17 protein-coding genes are annotated in these 19,745 nt (G+C 43.8%); 3 read left to right on the plus strand and 14 right to left on the minus strand.

Annotated elements, in window-relative coordinates:
* Positions 1 to 73 precede the first annotated feature (73 nt).
* The 11 genes from AB1A65_RS11600 to AB1A65_RS11650 form a co-directional block, all read right to left on the minus strand.
* Positions 74 to 1,033, minus strand: coding sequence for a DUF4382 domain-containing protein (locus tag AB1A65_RS11600; protein WP_366589208.1), 960 nt, complete (start codon positions 1,031 to 1,033; stop codon positions 74 to 76).
* A gap of 309 nt (positions 1,034 to 1,342) precedes the next feature.
* Complete coding sequence (locus tag AB1A65_RS11605) at positions 1,343 to 2,188, minus strand: hypothetical protein (RefSeq protein WP_366589210.1); 846 nt, start codon at positions 2,186 to 2,188, stop codon at positions 1,343 to 1,345.
* A gap of 33 nt (positions 2,189 to 2,221) precedes the next feature.
* Positions 2,222 to 3,052, minus strand: coding sequence for a DUF2490 domain-containing protein (locus AB1A65_RS11610; RefSeq protein WP_366589212.1), 831 nt, complete (start codon positions 3,050 to 3,052; stop codon positions 2,222 to 2,224).
* Between the two features lie 2 nt (positions 3,053 to 3,054).
* The gene (locus AB1A65_RS11615) at positions 3,055 to 4,992 is read right to left on the minus strand and encodes a hypothetical protein (RefSeq protein ID WP_366589214.1); all 1,938 of its coding nucleotides are present in this window, start codon (positions 4,990 to 4,992) and stop codon (positions 3,055 to 3,057) included.
* Between the two features lie 196 nt (positions 4,993 to 5,188).
* Complete coding sequence (locus AB1A65_RS11620) at positions 5,189 to 5,821, minus strand: YdeI/OmpD-associated family protein (protein WP_366589216.1); 633 nt, start codon at positions 5,819 to 5,821, stop codon at positions 5,189 to 5,191.
* Positions 5,822 to 5,894: 73 nt separating this feature from the next.
* Positions 5,895 to 6,101 carry a hypothetical protein gene (locus AB1A65_RS11625; RefSeq protein ID WP_366589218.1) on the minus strand — a complete coding sequence of 69 codons (207 nt, stop codon included), beginning with the start codon at positions 6,099 to 6,101 and terminating at the stop codon, positions 5,895 to 5,897.
* Positions 6,102 to 6,284: 183 nt separating this feature from the next.
* Positions 6,285 to 6,701 carry a nuclear transport factor 2 family protein gene (locus AB1A65_RS11630; RefSeq protein WP_366589221.1) on the minus strand — a complete coding sequence of 139 codons (417 nt, stop codon included), beginning with the start codon at positions 6,699 to 6,701 and terminating at the stop codon, positions 6,285 to 6,287.
* A 58-nt stretch (positions 6,702 to 6,759) separates the two neighbouring features.
* Positions 6,760 to 7,227 (minus strand): YHS domain-containing (seleno)protein, encoded by a 468-nt coding sequence (locus AB1A65_RS11635; RefSeq protein WP_366589223.1) that lies wholly within the window; start codon positions 7,225 to 7,227, stop codon positions 6,760 to 6,762.
* Between the two features lie 382 nt (positions 7,228 to 7,609).
* Complete coding sequence (locus tag AB1A65_RS11640) at positions 7,610 to 8,299, minus strand: RloB family protein (RefSeq protein ID WP_366589225.1); 690 nt, start codon at positions 8,297 to 8,299, stop codon at positions 7,610 to 7,612.
* The gene (locus AB1A65_RS11645) at positions 8,292 to 9,572 is read right to left on the minus strand and encodes an ATP-binding protein (protein ID WP_366589227.1); all 1,281 of its coding nucleotides are present in this window, start codon (positions 9,570 to 9,572) and stop codon (positions 8,292 to 8,294) included. The genes AB1A65_RS11640 and AB1A65_RS11645 overlap by 8 nt, the downstream gene beginning before the upstream one ends.
* Before the next feature lie 242 nt (positions 9,573 to 9,814).
* Positions 9,815 to 12,937 carry a glycosyl hydrolase gene (locus AB1A65_RS11650; protein WP_366589229.1) on the minus strand — a complete coding sequence of 1,041 codons (3,123 nt, stop codon included), beginning with the start codon at positions 12,935 to 12,937 and terminating at the stop codon, positions 9,815 to 9,817.
* Positions 12,938 to 13,467: 530 nt separating this feature from the next.
* On the opposite strand from AB1A65_RS11650, the gene AB1A65_RS11655 reads away from it, so the two are divergent.
* The gene (locus AB1A65_RS11655; RefSeq protein ID WP_366589231.1) at positions 13,468 to 13,761 is read left to right on the plus strand and encodes a hypothetical protein; all 294 of its coding nucleotides are present in this window, start codon (positions 13,468 to 13,470) and stop codon (positions 13,759 to 13,761) included.
* A 7-nt stretch (positions 13,762 to 13,768) separates the two neighbouring features.
* Here the strand turns inward: AB1A65_RS11655 and AB1A65_RS11660 are convergent, their stop codons facing one another.
* Entirely contained in the window at positions 13,769 to 14,956 is a 1,188-nt protein-coding gene (locus AB1A65_RS11660) for a sorbosone dehydrogenase family protein (protein ID WP_366589233.1), read from the minus strand.
* Positions 14,957 to 15,047: 91 nt separating this feature from the next.
* On the minus strand, positions 15,048 to 15,611 hold the full coding sequence (locus AB1A65_RS11665; RefSeq protein WP_366589235.1) for a DUF4251 domain-containing protein: 564 nt from the start codon (positions 15,609 to 15,611) through the stop codon (positions 15,048 to 15,050).
* A gap of 94 nt (positions 15,612 to 15,705) precedes the next feature.
* On the opposite strand from AB1A65_RS11665, the gene AB1A65_RS11670 reads away from it, so the two are divergent.
* Positions 15,706 to 17,901, plus strand: coding sequence for a DUF5916 domain-containing protein (locus AB1A65_RS11670; RefSeq protein ID WP_366589238.1), 2,196 nt, complete (start codon positions 15,706 to 15,708; stop codon positions 17,899 to 17,901).
* On the opposite strand, the gene AB1A65_RS11675 is transcribed toward AB1A65_RS11670, so the two are convergent.
* A complete protein-coding gene (locus AB1A65_RS11675; RefSeq protein WP_366589240.1) occupies positions 17,890 to 19,092 on the minus strand; it encodes an MFS transporter in 1,203 nt (400 codons plus the stop codon). The two genes, AB1A65_RS11670 and AB1A65_RS11675, sit on opposite strands and share 12 nt — an antisense overlap.
* A gap of 76 nt (positions 19,093 to 19,168) precedes the next feature.
* On the opposite strand from AB1A65_RS11675, the gene AB1A65_RS11680 reads away from it, so the two are divergent.
* Positions 19,169 to 19,738: a Crp/Fnr family transcriptional regulator gene (locus tag AB1A65_RS11680; protein ID WP_366589243.1), complete on the plus strand. Its 570-nt coding sequence runs from the start codon at positions 19,169 to 19,171 to the stop codon at positions 19,736 to 19,738.
* Positions 19,739 to 19,745 lie beyond the last annotated feature (7 nt).

The following is a 19,745-nucleotide window of genomic DNA, read 5'->3' on the forward strand; positions in this document are numbered from 1 at the left end:
CTGTATCCAAAACAAAAAGCCCCGCTTTAAGCAGGGCTTTCTCTTTTATCTCAATCAAGTAAGAATAAACATCTTATGATTTGGTTCCAGTAATGGTAACATTGGCATCCAGCTGCAACGCCGAGGTAATACTAATGGCGCCTAAATCAAGTACAGTATTCGATTCGGCTTCCAATAATGCATTAAACTCAAATCCACTACCTTCGGTTTCTTCGTTATAGGAAACAAATATCAATTCGTACTCCCCTTCAGTCAAAAAGTTGAGACTATAGGAGTTGTTGATACCCGCAACAACAGAACTGGTCACGGCATTCTTAAACATTACATTGCCTTCTCCTTGACCTTGGGTCTCAGTTTCTGCATTGAACGTACCTTTTTCATAGGCATAGACAATGATTTTGTCGGATGTGTTTTCAGCATCGTTCACCGTACCCGATATGGAACCAGTTGACTCTTCGTTCACAGTGCGGATACCTGCTGAAAGCTCCGACATGGAGACAAACTCAAAGTTGCTTGAAAGCGTTCCTTCCTCTTCCTTTATAGTCTTTCTCAAATCAAAATCAATGATTACATCATTTGTTGAAGTTGCAAAGACCTCAAAGGTGTCGGTAATGGTGATGCTGTTTGCCGTGGCTTCAAGCTTATCCTTCTCGCCTCCAGCCAATTCCACATAACAGCCGGGGGCATTCCCTGAGGCATCTGTATCATAATCAAGCACCAACTCAATGTTGGAATACGATGCTGCGGCAAGGTCAATGTTCCCAAGGGTCTTGGTCTGACCGTTGACCAGGGCGGAAAGGTCAAAAGTTGTTTTGTTAAATCCTTCCAAGGAGGTTCCATCCACTTTAATGTCAGAAACTGTGATGAACACCGCTTCTACGTTTGCATTGTCAATGGGGGCATCTGTCATTTTGAAAGTGGTGCTGTACGATTCCTCGGGAGTTTCCATTCCATCATTTTCGTCATCGCTACAGGAAACCATAAATAAAACACTTAAAAATGTTGTTCCTGCCAGTTTCAAATACGTCTTCATAAATTGTAATTTATAGGGTTATGTTCATTGTACTAACAATATACCTACGGGTATTCCCTATGCGAAAAATGTTAAAATCGTTCTAAAAAATGTTAACGAAGCCTATTGCGTATTGACTGTCAGCCCTTTAGATTACTGAAAATTTTGTATGAATTTTTCATACGTAAGTGCATGTCCTCTATAAATAACTAGGATAGTATTTATGGGTGTGGTGAGCAGAATATGGGCCCGGTTCATCACTATTTTGATTGTCTGAACTTAAATGGGCATGCAAAAAGAAGAAGTTGTACGGTTTAAGTACTGGGGGTGCTACTTTTCGTTCAGTTCCACCAGTTTATCATCACTCCACTCGCCCCCGGCGACCACATCTCCATCAGAATCGTAAAACTTACCTGTTCCGCTGCGTTTATCATCCTTCCATTCACCAGTGTATTTTTCGCCGTTGGGCCAATAGTAGGTGCCATAACCGCTTCGCTTGTCATGGGTGTAGTTCCCTACATAATATTCGCCATCAGGCCAATAAAAAGTGCCCTCCCCGTGTCTTTCGTTGTTCTTCCACTGTCCTTCATATCGACTGCCGGAGTCCAATAGGGCTACACCGAATCCATGGGCCTTTCCGTCCTTAACCTGACCGATGTAATGCATTTGGTTTCCCTTTTTGCTTTTGAAGGTAAGATACTCCCCGAAGGATTTTTGCTTGAGCTGCTTTTTTAAACGGACCAACTGTACCTTGGTTTTTTCAAGGGAGAAATTAAGGGAATCGTACTTTCTAACGGCCACTTCTTCATCCCAATCTGATTTTGGGAGTGAGTCTAACTGAGCCAAGACATTATCCGGAATTTTAGGCGCGCCTGTTCGATTATTTCTTAGTTTTTCAGCCAAAGCGATACGCAATGGAATAAGTCCACTACCCTCTTTCACTGAATTCATGGAAGCATTATAGGATGCGATAGCGGCATCATAATCGCCCTGAAGCAATACGGAGTCTATTTCCGTCAATCGCTCATATTCATCCAGTTTTTCTGAAATGATTTTGTTTTCTTCTTGAATAGCAACGAGATGTTCTTTCAGCTGAATTGTTTTTGAAACATAGAACAGAATACCAGCGGTTAAAATGAACAAAAGAATGAATGGAGCGTATTTTTTTAGTTTCATAGTGTCTTTAGTTGCTTCAGTATTAGATACGTATCAATCAGTTAAATGGATGTCCGGCAGTTTGTTTTTCACCTTTCTAAAATCGGGAGAGAAGTAGACATGGAACCGCATGGTCCAAGATTGTTTATAGAATCCACCATTATACAGTTCCTGCCCTTGGGAATACATAAGCCCTGCGGCAAAGGTCAATCTTGGGGTTGCAATGTATCCAATGGTGGTGGTTATCCGAAGGTCTTCCATGGGACTGTCCACCACAGCTTTTCCGCTTTGCATGATGAGTTCTGCCTCAGGTGAAATATAAATCGTTTTGGGTTGTAATTTATAGTTGTTCAATGGGATTTTGGCCCGGAACATATACCGCCAGCGATTTCTGAAAATATAATCACTATCCTCAGCAAAACCTTGGGTCCATCGATGCTCTATCCGGATTCTGTGGTAGAGCATTGCCGAATAAAAGGGCATGGCAAATTGGTATTGGTGCCAAATACGCCATTCTGGGACCACATTGCGGTCTTCCGATTCTTCGTCCGTATTAAAATTGATACGCACTACCCCACCCAAACTTACATTGGTCTTTTTGGAAAAAATATAACCAATGGCGTGTCGGTTGTAAATCTGACCAATTTGCCCCATGAATGGGGTGCTTTTGGTCTCCTCGAACCTAAAATGGGTCTGGGCATCCCAAAAGAAGCGTTTCCCAATCCGTATATTTCCGTAGGAATTGAACCAAACCTTGGTCTTTGGGTCTTTGTATTGCGAAGTTTCCGGCAATACCTCCGGTTCCATTTCTTGTGCCAAAACTGTACCCGCAATCCCCACAAAGATCATAACAACCAACCAAAAGCTTTTTCTGCTACTCATCATGCCTATTGGTTTTTAGCGGTTGATTGTTGATCCAGCAATTGTAAAACTTCTTTGGGTCGCTTTTCGCGCCGTAGCTTGCGTTCCAGTTTTTTGGTATCCAAATCCCGAAGTTCCAACATGCGTTGATAGGTATGTTCCATTTGGTCATTGAGTGTGCTGGCATTGTTGCAGTCCAGCTCTTGCGTAATTGCTGTAATGAAGTAGGGAATCAAAACATCTTTGTAAGCACTCACGATTCTCTTTTTTACCTCCTCCTCCATCACATTGGCCATAAAAGGGTTCCAAACGGCATCGGTATATTTTTTTCGGATTTCTTCCTGTTGTTTTGGCAGTTCCGCCACGGAAACAGCTAGTTTGTTTAATTGCGAAAGACATGTTTTTGCGCCTTGCCCATATTCCAATTTTGCATTGGGTTCTTCTATGGAAGCGTATGTGGTCAATGCGCTATCCGCCACACGCTTCATGCTCGTCATGGCGCTTTTGTATCGGACCGGAAACGTTTCTGGTAGAGAGTCCATCTGCTGCTCCAAGGCATTGTTCAGTGCGATGAGCTCCTCCTCCAAACCATTTAAAATTTGGAGTTGTTCCTCGTTCGTCAATCTGGAAGAAAGCGACCCTCTGATATATTCCAAGCTCATTCTGGCATAGGTGCCCAAAGCCGCAACGGACAGAAGGTCATTTCCTTCGTATCCAAATTCTTCGGAACTGGGCAAACTGAATGTACGTTGCTCCCCACCTGTTTCTCCTGTAACACGAATTTCCTTTTCAGGTTTTCCATTAGGCCAAAGTCGACCTGAAATCGTTGAAATCTCTTGAAATTGAACGATATCGTGCTCAATATACCCCGCCAGTGTTCCCAAAGGCCCCAAAAACTCCTCGCTGATCTTTTCGGTCACTTGATAAAAGAAAAGGGCTTCAGGGTCGGTACGTTTAACAATGTTCAGGTGGCTATTCTTTAATATAGCATTGCTAAGGGCCGCTGCGGTTTGGTATTCTGCAGCTATTTGCTCCAAGGTATTTTTTTGAAGGGAATCCAACGCATAAAATGGAACCCTCACCTTCATGTTGGCGGCGATCCCGGGAGCGTTCAAATGGGAAAGAACCCCATCCATTTTTGAGTAATAGCCTATATTCTGTTCCAAGAGATGAATGATCTGGCTTTTGCCCGAATCGTTGTTCAAAATAGCACGCAACAAGGCAAAATACCGGTCATTCAATGGAATGGTTTGGTAGTTAGGGGCACTGGCATCAAATACGGGTAGCTCTTGGGAAACACCATTGGATTCTGTTTGGATACGTTGTAGCAATCCGTCCTCGAAAAACCAATTCTCGGTGTCCTCTACCACATCGGTGGCGTAAAACGACCATTCATCATGGGCCAGGCCATTTCGTAAAAACCGTCCCACCAACACACTGCTGTCATTTTCTATTTGAAAGCTTTGCTGGGGAATCCCGTTTTCAAAAGAAATACTGCTCTTAAAAAGAATCTTCTCAACTTCGGAATCTTTGATTTGATTGATGGTATAGGTCCAGTCTCCGTCAGGATTTCCATCCTTTAAAACCCCTTCACCTATTTCTTGTTGACCACTTACCAATACCCGGTACTGATAGTCCACCACCTGACTTTGGCTGTTCGTCTTGTACTCGCCGAACTGGAATTGCCAAGGACCATTGGCCACTCCTTCATCAAAAGAACCTGTAAAACGGAAGGAGGCGTCCTCATTCTCCATCAAAGTTTCCAAATTGGATTTCTGCAACAGAAAATCACCGTCAAAAACGGTGTCAAGGTCCGAAATGATAAACTGATACGTTGCTTTTCCCGAATAAGGCCCTATTTGAAGTGGGCCTTCAAATGTTTTCCGTTGCTGTCCGTAGGACATTGCCAACGAGGTCAATGAAAAGAAGAGTGGAAAAAGCCATTTTTGAATAGGCTGGGTCATGCGCAAATTTTAGATTAGCCAAATGTCCGTTTAAATTACGAACAGAACCGTGCATCTGGACTATATGACCATGTTTTTAGTGATTTACCCGGTTTTTTCTTAAAAAATTAAGTGATTGGTAAGATATGAATCCCACACCGAAAAAAACTTTGGACAAGCCCTGAATTTTATGGGTATCCGATAGTTATGGAATTGGCTAATACTCGTTGTGCCCCTTCCCTGCCCTGATCTTGGGTATACACTTTTCAATTCGGGATAGGCGGGTCTTGGATTGCTTGGCTTGGGAAATGTGGATCATGTAACTGCGTTGCCTGCCCGGGGTCAAAGCTTCAAAGGCGGTTTTAAAATCGGGGTCGTTATCTATTTTGGCTTGAAGCTCTTTGGGCATATCGTGTTCGGATATAGCCTTCTTTTTCACCTCCAATCCGGCTTTTTCCACCTCAATCGCCTCAAACACGTAGTGTTTTAGAACGTCCCATTGTTCCATAATTTGCTTTGCATCGGTGAATCGGGCAAAACGGACAGATTGGGAATTTTCACCCGGTTTTTCCAAGATGCCCTGCGGATCCTTCAGCAATACACCTTTTAGAAAACTCAATGAGCAATTGTCTTTAAACGCAGCGATCATCACCACATTCTTGCCATTAAGGGTATAACAGGGTGAACCCCACTTTCGTTCTTCGGTAAGCCCGCTTTCCAATAAAAGCCGGCGCAGTGCCTTGATTTCCTCCTGCCAACTTTGCACCTTGCAGTCCGGTGTGCCCACCAAATCGCAACGGCCGCAGCCTTCGGCTATATACTCGTCAACTTCAGGGTTTGCTGCATTCATAGGTCATGGAAAAAGGGTTTCAGCAATGATTTCCGCCGCCTTTTCTGTTCCTTTTTCGGATGGGTGGAAATCATCAGAACCATAATACGAAAATTGCCTGTAGTGTCAAAAAGTCCTTCCATTCTTCACCAACAGGCACCAATAGGGCATCATTGACTTCCGCAGCTTCCCGATGGTTGGCAATGACAGCATTGAAGGTATGGTAATTTACCTTTGCAGGCCAAACCATGTAATACACCAATTCAGAACCATATTGACCACAAAGGTACTTAAGAACCACTTTTTATTCATAAGCGTTTACGAACTAAGGCTTTAAGGTATTCAATTTTCCTGAAATAATTGATTTTTGATTAACTGAAACCGCATGTCCCACAAATTGTAACTGTTGAAAAAGACACATAAAACCAAGGCGTAGCCTACCCTATCCCAAAAAAGCTAAAAACGAAATGCGCGCAGTTGTCATTTATAATCTTCGTTCGTTTGCGGCAATGGGCAGATCATTGATACTGGCGTAACGTTTCTGCATTAAGCCGTGTTGATTAAACTCCCAATTTTCATTGCCGTAGGCCCTGAACCATTGTCCTTGTCTGTTTTGATATTCATACTCGAACCGCACCGCTATCCTGTTGTCGGTGAAAGCCCAAAGTTCCTTTTTTAGCTTGTAGTTTTTCTCTTTCTGCCATTTGTCTGTCAAGAAAGCGACCACTTCTTCCCGTCCATTTACAAATTGGGAGCGATTGCGCCATTCGGTATCCACCGTATAGGCCTTGGATACTTTTTCGGGATCTTGGCTGTTCCAGGCATCTTCGGCCAACTGTACTTTTTCTCTTGCCGATTCCTCAGTAAAGGGAGGTAACGGAAATTTTTGTTCTATTGCCATGGTGTATGTTTTTAAATAAAAAAGAGCAGGCTGAAAACCTCAACCTGCCCTGAATACATTACTTGCTGTCTTTGATGTTGGGCCAATTGGTATGGGCCGCTTTTTCAAGCTCTGCAGTACGGGCTTTCCAATCTACAGAAGTGTCCAGCTGTTCACCATTGAACTCTCCATCGAAAAACAGGTAAAGTTTTCCATCTACAATGTCAAAAGTCTCTGGGTTTATGGGAAACTTGGCCGCCTTGGCTCCTACGCCCCATGCGCAGTACCCATCAAATTGGGGTAGATACTTCTTCGGGGCTTTGGTAAAGGCATCCCGGTTGGCCTTGCTCGCAAAATAATAGGTGACTTCATTGTGCTTGGCTGCAAAGGTCTTTTTTCCTTCTTTGGCCTTTCCAGAAAAATAGGATACCACATCGTAGCCTCCCAGTGCCACACCATCGGTGTTCACAGGATCAATTTGGGCCTGGGCAAAGGCTCCCCATAGAAGGGCCACTGCCAAAGCAAATACTTGTTTTACTGTTTTCATGATTTCTGATTTATGTATTTTAATATTGGTACAAAGTTGCGGTATGGCCGTATGGAATCACATGGATAAACGTCACAACTTCTTGCACAGATTTCCCGAAACTGATTTCCATGGGAGAACCTGACTACTAACTAGACGATTTTCTATTGGGTGTTAGGTTTTTGGGGAAGGGGTTTGGGTGAAGGGTAAAGGGTTTTGGAATTTGGAATTCAAGATATTGCCATCATGGCACCGAAAAGCAGGAACTGGCGGCCTTTACATTGGAAACGGAGCGGAAGCGGGTTAAACTGAAAGTAGCTAAAAGGGTGAAGGGATAACGGATGAGGTTATCAAAAAAGTAACAGGGTTGCGTTTAAAGGTGATTGGGGGGGGGGTGAGGAAACTACCTTTCAGTAAGATGTTTATTTAGCTCTTCTACTAACTCATGAACATAAGTAACAGGGTTTTGTATATGAGGTGGTAAATCTGCGTGCCGTGCAACTAAAGTTTTGGATCTTTGAATTGCATCATTTTGATTTGCCCTCTCATCATTTTTTAACAGCTGATATATTTCCGATGAGAACTTTCTTTTTTTTCCTTGTTTTGAATAATTAATTCCAAAAATTTGGCTTAGCTGTTCATAATAAAAATTGCGATGATTTCGCTGATCTGTAAAATGATAATGCAGATATATCCACAATTCAAAGGCGTCATTGGAATATGCACATTTTAGGCCTGTGTTTGCACAAAGTTGGATAGCAGAATTAAAATCATCATCTTGTCCGCTGTGATCAGGTTTAGTATCCATATCAAAAACACACCAAACCTCATCATATCCCCCTGTAGCTGCTAAATCCACCGCACACTCAACTAATCTATTGTTTGAACATCCAATATCATATGTAATGACCTTTGCTGATAAAATCGGAAATGAACTAAAATAAAGCGATTCGGTCTGACCCTCACAAATAATCAAAAATGTTTTTTTGGTTGCCTTTGATTCTTCTCTGTAAGATGTAAAGCCAACTTTTTTGAGCCAAGGTTTATCTGCCTTGATATCAGATTTTTTAATGGATTTTGTCTTTTTAGGCATCTTCCTCTTCTAAAAGAATATCTTCGAAATCACTTAAAAACGGAATTGCTCCATATTTACCGTGGATATAATCATTTTCATACGAAGCAGAATTACGAACACCTTTAAATTCAGCTAATGAACTAAAATGACTGGCACCATATTTGTCTCGAATCGCAAAAGAAATCTGATCTCGTCTTAATAATTTAGAAGACAAAAGATTTGTATCATGTGTGATGAAGATTAATTGTCCTTTTAAATTTGACTTTGAATTAAATAGTTCAACGATTTTCCTAGTTAATAAAGAGTGGAACCTTGAATCAAATTCATCAATGAATAATGTCCCCCCTTCTTTTAGGGCCTTAATGATATATGGAGATAATTCAAACATCTTTTGAGTTCCCTTTGATTCCTCAAACTGGAATCCCATCCATCTGTCTCCAGATTCCATTTTATTACTGTCAAAATGTTTTTTAACTGCGTACACCACTCTCAATGGTTTTTTTTCCTTTCCGGGCACAGTTTTCTTTTCTTCATCGTCAACTTCAATGTAACCAATATCAGCAATCCCCATGTCCGCAGCTTTAACTAAATCAACCAAAATGCGTTTATTGGATTCATCTTCGATGAACTTTTCCGCAGATTTACTATTGTAATAACTGTCCAAGCCAGAAACCATTACTAATTTATTTGTCAAAAAGTCAACAAGATCTGAAGAAGTTTTGCCTTTCAAGACTTTAGCAATAAATGAAAGATATAGATAGTTATCTTGAATTAGTACCTCCGATGATTTTTTTAAAATATCCCTTAAAATATTACCCTCAGAAAATTGAGATTTGTTGATTTTCGATTCATCTCCCTCTCTAGTAAAAAGATATACTTCCCTATCAGCTTTTTTAAAAAGCCACTCGGAAAAAACTTTTGTCTTATCCGCAACAAACCCATACCTATAAACAATATCATCTTTCAAAAATTGAATTTGAAAAAATGTAGGCTCATTTTCTGTTTCTTCACTCAACTTAAAAGGAGAAATAGAATTTAATGGATTTTTTTCTCCAATGTTACTGCTTACAATTTCTTTGAACGTCTCTAAAGCCTTGTAAAAGTTTGATTTCCCACTAGCATTAGCCCCATAAATTGCCTTTGATTTTAAAAGCTTAAAATCATCATTAACTCTTAAAACATTATTGACTTCGAGATGGGGAAACCTAGGTTGAAGATTTGAAGTCACCATGCTCAATGTCTCAACCTCTTTAATAGATTTAAAATTTCCTACACTAAATTCAATTAACATCCAAATAGGTTTTGATAGCGGTAATGCAATAAACGATATTTTCTCCTATAAATTGCAGCTTATTGTGAATATTTGCGATAATTTAGCAAATATTGACCTTTACTTTGCATTTTGGTTATATAACATACCCAAATTTTACATCTATTTACAAAAACATTTATGTAAATAGTATTCTATTTTTCTGTCAAAAAAAGGAAGACCCTTCGGCCTTCCCTTCTTTCTATTCTTAAACTCTAGATTCCCTACGGTACATACAATTCCGGTAGGCCGGTGCTTTGGATCAGGGCATTTACCTCGGCCACATCTTGCTTCTTTATTTTTTGCAGGTCCGCTTTTACTGCATTCCACTTTTGTAGATAGTCGCGGACTACCTCTTTGGTGCCTTCGTTTACCGGGAGGTTGCCCCCACCCATATCATTCAAGAAATCCTTGAACTTGATCAAGAGCCGTGCCTCAAACATATAGTTGCTCTGGTAGGTGCGCATCTCTTTTTGCAAAATTTCCGCTATCCAGTTTTCTATTGTTTGGTTCAAGGCTTTGCCTTGTTCCTGCAGTTCAGCGGAGCTGGTCTCGTCCAGTACAAAGTGCAGTTGTTGCTGTATCTTTCGCAGGTCGCGTACACCTTGGCTCATTTCGGTGGCAGCCTTGTACAGGGATTTGTTCAGGACATCGCGCTCTGCATAAGCAGCCTCCACATTGTCCGCGCTCATTTTTATACGGGGATCAATGGTAATGGCAAAGTCCTGTGTCTGGGTAAAATCGCCAATGGTCAACCGTACCTTGTAGTTGCCGGGAGCGGCCTCATAGGCGGTAAGGTCGCGGTTGGTGGTGTAGAATTCTTTAAAACAGTCAAACTGCCCCACTTTCATGTTCCAGCGATAACGGTGTGCGCCCATTTTCTTTTTTAGTTGGGGTTTTACGAGGGTATCGCAGCCCGTTCTGGGGCGGTCGCTGTATTCGGAGTGGATCACCTCGCCGCTGCTGTCCAAAATCTCCAAGGCCATTGGGGTATCGGCAGGTACTTCCTTGTTGAGCAGGTAGTGCACCTGCAATCCCTGCGGTGGGTTCTCCCCGGGTACATCGCGGGTGGAATAGGCAATGGACAACTCGGCATGGGTATCGCGGGGTTGGTACAGGTAGTAATCCGCCTTGGCCACTTCATCCGAAATCTGATGCAGTGGGGTCAAATCGTCCAAAATCCATAGGGCACGGCCTTGGGTGGCCACCACCAAATCCTTACGCTTAACCCGTAGGTCGGTAATGGGCACTTCGGGCAGATTGTTCTGCAAGGGCAGCCACTGTTTGCCATCATTGAAAGAGACGAAGACCCCCGTTTCGGTACCGGCGTAGAGCAATCCCTTACGGTCTGGGTCCTCCCGAACGCTACGGGCGAAGGTATCGCCGGGCAATCCGTTTACGATTTTTTCCCAAGAAGCCCCATAATTGCTGGTTTTGTAGATCATGGGGGTAAAATTGTTCATTTTGTAGCCTGCCACTGCAATGTAGGCCGTGGCCGCATCGTGGGGCGATGGTTCCACCACATTGATGATGGCTTCTGGTAGTCCGTTGGGCGTAACATTGGTCCAGATTTGCCCGCCATCTTGGGTCACATGTACCAAACCACAGTCAGAACCGACCCAAATGACCCCTTCGCGGATGGGCGATTCCTCAATGTTGAAGAGGTTGTTGTAGCTTTCCGCCGTAATCTGCTCATTGGTGATGGGGCCTCCCCCCTCGCCTTGGTGGTCTTTGTTGTTTCGGGTGAGGTCTTCGCTCATGGTTTCCCAAGTGACCCCGCGGTCGGTGGATTTCATCACGTACTGCGAGCCGTAGTAAATGGTGTTGGGATCATGGGGCGATACCATCACCGGACCGTTCCAGTTGGCACGAAGTTTTAGATTTTTGGGCTGCTCCCCACTGATCCGCTCCGGATAGGGCCGCACCATTCGGGTGTTATCGATTTTACTGTCCCACTCCATAAAATTGCTGGCAAAATAGGTGGAGTACACAAAGCGCGGATTGTTGGGGTCCACCGCCACGGTGGACGATTCCCCAGCGCGGACAATGTCCCAGTGCATCCGCCCAATACCGTCATCCATCACCCGACTGTCTATAACGATGGTGCTGTTGTCCTGCTGTCCGGAATAAATTCGATACGGATGGCCGTTGTCCGTCAACGCCCGATAAAACTGTCCCGTAGGCTGATTGTAGATGGTGGACCAGGTTTTGCCACCGTTGTAGGTGACCGCTGCGCCGCCATCGTTACCGTTGATCATAACGTTGCTATCATTCGGGTTAATCCACATATCGTGATGGTCCACATGGGTACCCGGATTGCCCTCGAAGGTTTTTCCGCCATCAATGGATTTCATAGCGTAGCTGTTCATCACCCAAAGCTCGTCCTCGTCGTTAGGGTCGGCAATAATGTGCATGTAGTACCACGGCCGTGCAAAGGTGGTGGCGTCGTTGCTGGTGTGGGTAAAGGTTTCCCCGGCGTCATCGGAACGGTACACGCCGCCCTCACGCTCCTTGGCCTCAATGGCCATATAGACAATATTGGGGTTGGCGGGTGATATGTCAATACCCATTTTCCCCTTTATCTTGGGCAGACCTTTGGTGATTTCTTTCCAGTTTTGGCCGCCATCGGTGGTTTTGAACACTTTGCTGTCCGGTCCACTGGTGAGCGCCCATGGTCTCCGTTGAAACTGCCATGAAGTCACCATCATAAAATTGGGGTCGGTGGGGCTTACGGTCATGTCCACAATCCCGTTATCGTCCCCCACGTAGAGGATTTTCTCCCAAGTTTCCCCTCCATCATTGGTGAGGTACAGTCCTCGGTGTTCATCCGTGCCCCATGGATTTCCTTGAGCGGCCACATAGACTTTATCGGGATTGGTGGGATGCACAAACACTTTTCCGATATGTCGGGTGGCCTCCAGACCAATGTGTTTCCATGTTTTTCCGGCGTCGGTGGATTTGTACACGCCGTCGCCATGGGAGGTCTTAACCCCACGGATGGGTGATTCACCCGTCCCCACATATACAATATTATGGTCCGATGGTGCCACGGTGATATCGCCAATACCTGTGGTATTGAAATAGCCGTCGGAGATATTGTTCCAAGTTTCCCCGCCATCGGTGGTCTTCCAAACCCCGCCCCCGGTGGCGCCCATATAATAGGTAAAGATGTCATTGGGCAATCCTTCCACCGTAGTGACCCGTCCACCTCGGAAGGGACCAATATTCCGGTATTTCATGGATTCGTAAAGGGTTTTGTTGATGGTAGGCCCGGCTGCTTTTCGCTGTCCGAAGCCATAAAAGACCATCCCCAGTGCAGCGCACCAAAGGAGCATGATTTTTTTCATGAGATTAGTTTTTTGAGTTAGTCATTCAGGTTGTACGCAAGGAGTTGTGAACCGCTTTGCGTACTCGGTCATGAAAATAAGGAAAAGGGGTGAAAAAAAGATGCTTTTTTAGGGAAAGACATCAGAATTATACGAGATGGATTACAAAAGTTTTTGTAGGACAAATATTTCACACGTCAATTAGAATCAATCATTCATCAATTCAAAAAGCTCATCCATCAATTTAAACCACCAAATACCGTCAGGTCAATCTAGCTTGCTATAAAAACAAGAAAATGACTACACTTGAAACCATAAACCTCTTACAGATAATTTGCTTGGTCATTGTGGCATTCATATTATATCTACTTGGTTTTCTTCATGGTGCCCATTGGCAAAAGAGAAATAAAGTCTGAACAATACAAAGGCTTAAAATCCGTTGAAGTAGTCCCAGACCAAACAAAAACTTAACCGCCATAGCCATTCCCCAAGACGAACCCGACCTACAGCACATCCTTGTCCTCTGCCAAAACTCTGATTACACAGTCCAAGTGGACCAACTTTGCAATGGACAGATTCGATACCAATGTTGGCACAAGCCCAAAACATTTTTAGAACCGCCGAATTTTGTTTTAAGCGATGGGGTGATTCGCCAAACTCCAAAAAAGGACAAAACGGAATTTGTCTTCCCTTGTGGCGAATGGACCTATACCGTTGAACGGATTGTTTCGCAAGGCAAATTTGCCTCTACCCATATCTTTCTTGAAGTGGCCAGTAGCGATAATCAACGTAGCACCTGGAAAATGGAGGATATGACCCCACCAAAATACCTAAGCCAGTTGTAGTACTTACCTAGTTTTCGTAGGTGACCCTGTAGATGGCATTTCCCTCATCATCGGAAATCAACAGGGAACCATCTTCCATGAACAGTAAATCCACAGGACGACCAAAAGCTTCTTGGGATTCGTCATCCAACCAACCATCAATAAAAGGTTCGTAGCTAACAGCTTCGTTTCCGTCCAATTTCACCAAGGTAATCCGATAGCCTATTTTTTTGGAACGGTTCCAAGAACCGTGCTCAGCAAGAAAGGCGTGCCCTTTGTATTCTGCAGGGAACATGGAGCCTGTATCAAACTTTATCCCAAGCGCCGCTACGTGAGGCCCCAATTGTTGAACAGGGGGCACAAAATCGGAACATGGACGTTGGCTGCCAAATTCTGGGTCGGGAATGGTTCCCGCATGGCAGAAAGGATAGCCAAAATGTTGCCCCATTTCAGTGATACGGTTCAATTCTCCCGGAGGGAGGTCATCCCCCATCATATCGCGGTTGTTGTCTGTAAACCACAGTTCGTCCGTGTCTGGATGCCACGTAAACCCTACTGTATTTCGTATTCCATGGGCCACAATCTCCCGGTTGGAGCCATCGGCATCCATTCGAGTGATGGAAGCATAACGCTTGTCCACTTGGGCACTATCGCAAATATTGCAAGGCGCTCCAACGGGCACATACAATTTATCATCAGGACCAAAAGCGATGTATTTCCAACCATGGTGGAACTCGGTCGGATAGTCGTCATAAATCAATTCGGGCGTCGGCGGACTTTCCAGGGATTCCTCAATATTGGGAAATTTGAAGAGTTTGCTCACAGCCGCCACATACAAGTCACCATCCTTGTAGGCAATTCCGTTGGGCTGCTCCAGACTATCAGCAATAATATGCATCTCATCCACTTTATAATCGCCATCGGTATCCTTTAGTGCATACACCGTATTTTCATTTCGGGTCCCCACAAACAAGGTACCGTCGGCTCCCATGGCCATGGACCGGGCTCCTTCAACGCCTTCAGCATAGGTGTCAATCTTAAATCCTTTGGGAAGGTTCAAACGCTCCAAAGGCAAACTGGACTTTGCCAAGGGGTCGTTTTGTGTGGTTTCATCCTTATTTTCTTGGGATTCCTCCTTCTTGCCTTTGCAGGACATAATTAAAAGGGAGAACAAAACTACGATTGCAGTTTTGAGGGGCATTTGGGCCATTTTCATTGTGGAATGCTTTTGTTTTGGTTTCTGATCCTATAAAACTATGACAAAATCATGGAAATGGACAAAAGCAATGCAATGTTTCACAAAAAAACTAATCTTCGTCTTCGCTGTACTCGGAAAGTATTCCTTCATACCTGATTTGGGTGCGGTGCGAACTCACAACACTAAAGGTACTGGAACGAGATGGCATCAATTGGGCAATGACTTGATAGCTTTCCAAGCCATTGTTGATATCGAAACGCATAGTGTACCCCTTGGTTTTGGTATTTGGTTCAATCTTAAGGTTCTCTGCCATACCCTCGAATTGAATCCCGGTTCTTTGCGGATTATATCCTCCAGACAATTGTCGCTCTCCAAAATAGGGCAAATCGGCTTCAACATGGTCACCCACCATTCGCAGGTAACTTGCATTTCCAGTAAGGTCAATGCGGCTTGCGTTACTGCCAATGGGAAGGAGGTTGGCGTTTGAAATACTATTGAGAGCCTGACTGGGCATAGGTAAGGCCCATCGGGCATTGATTTCAAAAGACTGGTTGGCCACCAAATTGTCCAAAGCCTCTATCTCTGCCGGGGTCGCACTTACTTTTGACCCAGATGCGCACCCCATCGCAACCAGTGCCAATGCTCCTATGATGTACCTTGCTATCTTTCTCATTTGTTTCAAAATCAAAACCTTAGTACAAAATACTCAAACTAATCAAGATTTCCGATTTTAAAGGTATATTTAACGTCCAACCAGACCTTATTTTATGAAAAAATTGTCTTTTCTCATAGCTCTCGTTTGCTGTGTGCCCTTGCAATCGCAAGAACCTCCAAAAAGTACATTACCAGCCTATTATGCCACCGTATTGGAGGAAGACCCTGTGGTGGATGGAGAGGTCATCAACGACCCTGCTTGGCAAATGATTCCGGCCATTACGGATTTGATTCAGATTCGTCCCAATTACGGTGCATTGGTTTCAGAAAAGACAGAGGTACGCATTGCGTATTCCAGCACTACATTTTATGTTTCCGTGGTATGTTATGATACGGATGCGAAAGGTATTGTGGTTTCAGATTCACGCCGTGATGCAGACCTAAATGATGAGGATAGTTTTCTCTTTATCATAGACACCTATCACGATCGCCAAAATGGTTTTCTTTTTGGGACCAATGCCCAAGGAATGGAGTATGATGCGCAAATTGACAATGAGGGTAAAGGTAACTTTAACGCCAATCGCCAACAGGGTGGGGTCATTGGGGGCACCAACATTAACTGGGACGCTACCTGGAAGGTACGGTCTCAATTGGGCGACTATGGTTGGAGTGCCGAATTTGCCATCCCCTTCCGCTCGCTACGATTTGCCCCTGGGGAGAACAAAACGTGGGGGTTGAATTTTCAACGGAACATCAGTAAAAATACCGAAACCGCATACTGGACCTCTCTCCCATTGGGTTTTGATATGAAACGTCTCTCCCTTGCCGGAAGTTTAAACGGACTTAACCTCAGAAATCCGGGCAACCTGAAATTGATTCCGTATGTCTTGGGTCAGCATGTGAACGATAAGGCAATGGATGAGAATGAAACCAATTTTGATGCCGGCGCGGATATTAAATATAGTGTTACCCCCAGCCTTACCTTGGACCTCACGTATAACACCGACTTTGCCCAAGTGGAGGTGGATGACCAACAGGTTAACTTGGACCGGTTCAACCTCTTTTTCCCGGAAAAAAGAGCATTCTTTTTGGAAAATGCGGGTCAGTTTGGGGTTGGAAGTCCCGGAGAAGTAGATTTATTCTTCAGCAGGCGAATCGGTATTGGCGAAAACGGGAGCCTAGTCCCCATCATTGGTGGAGGTCGCCTCTCTGGAAAAGTGGGCCAGACCAATATAGGATTTTTGAGCATGTTTACGGATGATGTGGCGGAAGCTGACATAGAAAAGAACAACTTTACCGTAGCGCGGGTAAACCATAATTTTGAAGGAACACGTTCTTCCTTGGGCGGTATTTTTGTCAACCGTGCCGGTTTGGGCGAAATGGACGATGATTACAACCGGGTTTATGCCATGGATGGTAAATGGGGCATTGGCAACAAGGCAACCATAAATGGTTTTGTGGCAAAAAGTGTTACTCCAGGAATAAACAATGGAGACCATGCATTTAAACTATTGGGCAATTACGAGTGGGGAGGTTGGAATATTAATGCAGGATATACCGAAGTGGGCGAAGGCTTTAACCCCGAAGTGGGCTTTTTGCAACGAACTGCCTTTAAGAAACCAGAGTTTTTGGTCTTTAAGGCGCATCGATTTAAGGATGCAGGGAAATTATTGGAGATTCGGCCACACGTATCCTACCGCGGATATTGGAATTTTGATGATCAATTGATCACCAGTTTCTTGCATGTGGACAACCATTGGGTACTCAAGAGTGGATTTGAAATCCATACTGGTATCAACTTTACTGCCGAACAGGTGTTTGAAGAATTTACCATTTCTGACGTTCCCGTACCTGTAGGCTATTACAACAATGAGGAACTGCAACTGGTCATCACCACCAATCCCAATACCGCACTTTCTTTTGATACACGAACCATTATTGGGGGTTACTTTAATGGGCACCAGATTACCAACAGCGGCACGGCTAAATATAGGATTGGGGATAGATTTAATAGTTCTTTGACCATGAGCCATAGCGATATTCAACTAGCTACCGGGAACCTTACCGCTTTGGTGGGAGGGCTTCGACTCGCCTATTCCTTTACGCCTAGGATATTTCTTCAAAGTTTGATACAGCGCAACAATGTGTCGAACATCACTTCCGTAAATGCTCGTTTTGGATGGCTACAAAATGCCAACACCGGACTTTTTGTGGTGTTCAATGTGGTGAAGGACGATGATTTAATTGATGCGATAGACAATCAGACCTTTACGATAAAGTATACCCACCGATTTGACCTATTGAACTAGACCCCAACTTTTGTTTTTTTGAAAAACAACATATCCGATGGCCATTACCACCAACAGAGCGCAACAATAAAACGTATGTGGAATCCGAGCTATGTTTTCTTGGTAATACCACCCAGAAAAGAGGGCTCCCAAGCCAATTCCAGCTTCTAAAGAGATATACATGGTGGCCATAGCCTTTCCTTTTTGACCTGGAAGGCTCAAATCTATGGTCCATGCGTAAATGGTTGGGGTAACCACTCCCATGGCAAGTCCATACATTGCAGCACCCACCAGTAATCCCGTGGTGCCCTCTGAATATCCTATGGCCAACAAGGATACAATCAGCATGACCAACCCAACTACTAGCACTTTCGTTCTTCCATATTGATCGGAAAGTTTTCCTGCTAAAATTCGAACCAGCAAGGATGTAATGGTAAATGCGATAAAGAACACTCCTTTATTGGCAAAGCCAACAGCGTCGCTCCAATCGGGAATCAAAGTAAGTACCACGCCAAATCCCACGTAGGCCAAAAAATTAACGACTGCGGCTGGTAGTGCTTCTCTTGCAATTATATCCCTCCTAGTAATTTTAAGCAGGCTCCACTTGAAAGGTTTTCGTTCGGGAAGTGTTTCTTTAAGATTAAAAATGAACAATAACGCCAGAAACGCCATTCCTGAAGAACTGTAAAACAATACCGTGTAAGAAAAATGAAGTTTTATGAGACTTCCCAACGCAGGGCCTAAGGCCAACCCAGTACTAAAAGCAATCCCATAAATGCCCATTGCCTCACCCAATCTTTTGTACGGAACAACATCGGAAACAAATGTGGAAGAAGCAGTTGGCGTAAATCCTGTGGAAAATCCATGTAGTAACCGAAGGATCAGAAAACCGGACACCGAGGTTAATATCGGATAGAAAAAACCACAGATCAAACACACAAAGGCACCAAAAAGCATGACCGGTTTTCTTCCAATCGTATCCGTCAAACGGCCACTAAAAGGTCTGGAAATCCCAGCTGTTAGGGTAAACAGGGCAATGATAAGCCCAATATATTTGGCGCCACCCAAGCTTGAGAGGTATGCGGGAAGCTCGGGAATAAGCATATTGAAGCTTGTGGAGAACAGAAGCGAACCCACACAGATAAGAATGAATTTTTTGGAATACATTCGTTGCCCTTCCAATTTTGTGCTATTTCCAGCGATGGTCTTCACTGCTATTCCGTATTTTTAGGGACAAAGAAATTGCATCTTTTTTATTCTGAAAAGGACATTTGTCCCAAGCTCAAAAATGATACGAATCAATGCAGAATTAGTGGCTTACACGGAACAACTCTTCAAAAAAGGGGGGCATGGCATTATGGAAGAATCGTATGGTGCCAATGAACTCATTCTTGAACAAAATCATCGGTACACCAAAATTTATGTGATTAGGGAGGGTATTGTAAAATGTTTTATTTCGGATGAAAATGGAAAAGATTTTATCCAAGAGTTTTTAGGAGAAGGGCTGGAATTTGGTGAGCTTGAGGTTTTCAACAACAGACCAGCAATTTGTTCCGTGGCATCCATTACTCCATTGAAAGCTTTTGCCATTTCGCATGCAAGTTTCAATACTCTTTTGGAAACAGATATGCGGTTCAATCGATTGATCATGAAAGCACTTGCGGATAAGATTCGCTATAAGGCTCCAAGGCATTCGTACCAACATGCATATCCCATTGAAGATAATATTCTCAAATTGAAAAGGGAGTTTCCTGAAGTAACAGAGATAATTTCCAAAAAAGACATTGCCAACTATATTGGGGTAACCCAGCGAAGCTTGAACAGGGCCCTAAAAGAATTGAAGGAAAAATCAGAATGACAACAAC

It is taken from the genome of Allomuricauda sp. ANG21 (assembly GCF_040705235.1).
Taxonomy (GTDB): domain Bacteria; phylum Bacteroidota; class Bacteroidia; order Flavobacteriales; family Flavobacteriaceae; genus Flagellimonas; species Flagellimonas marina.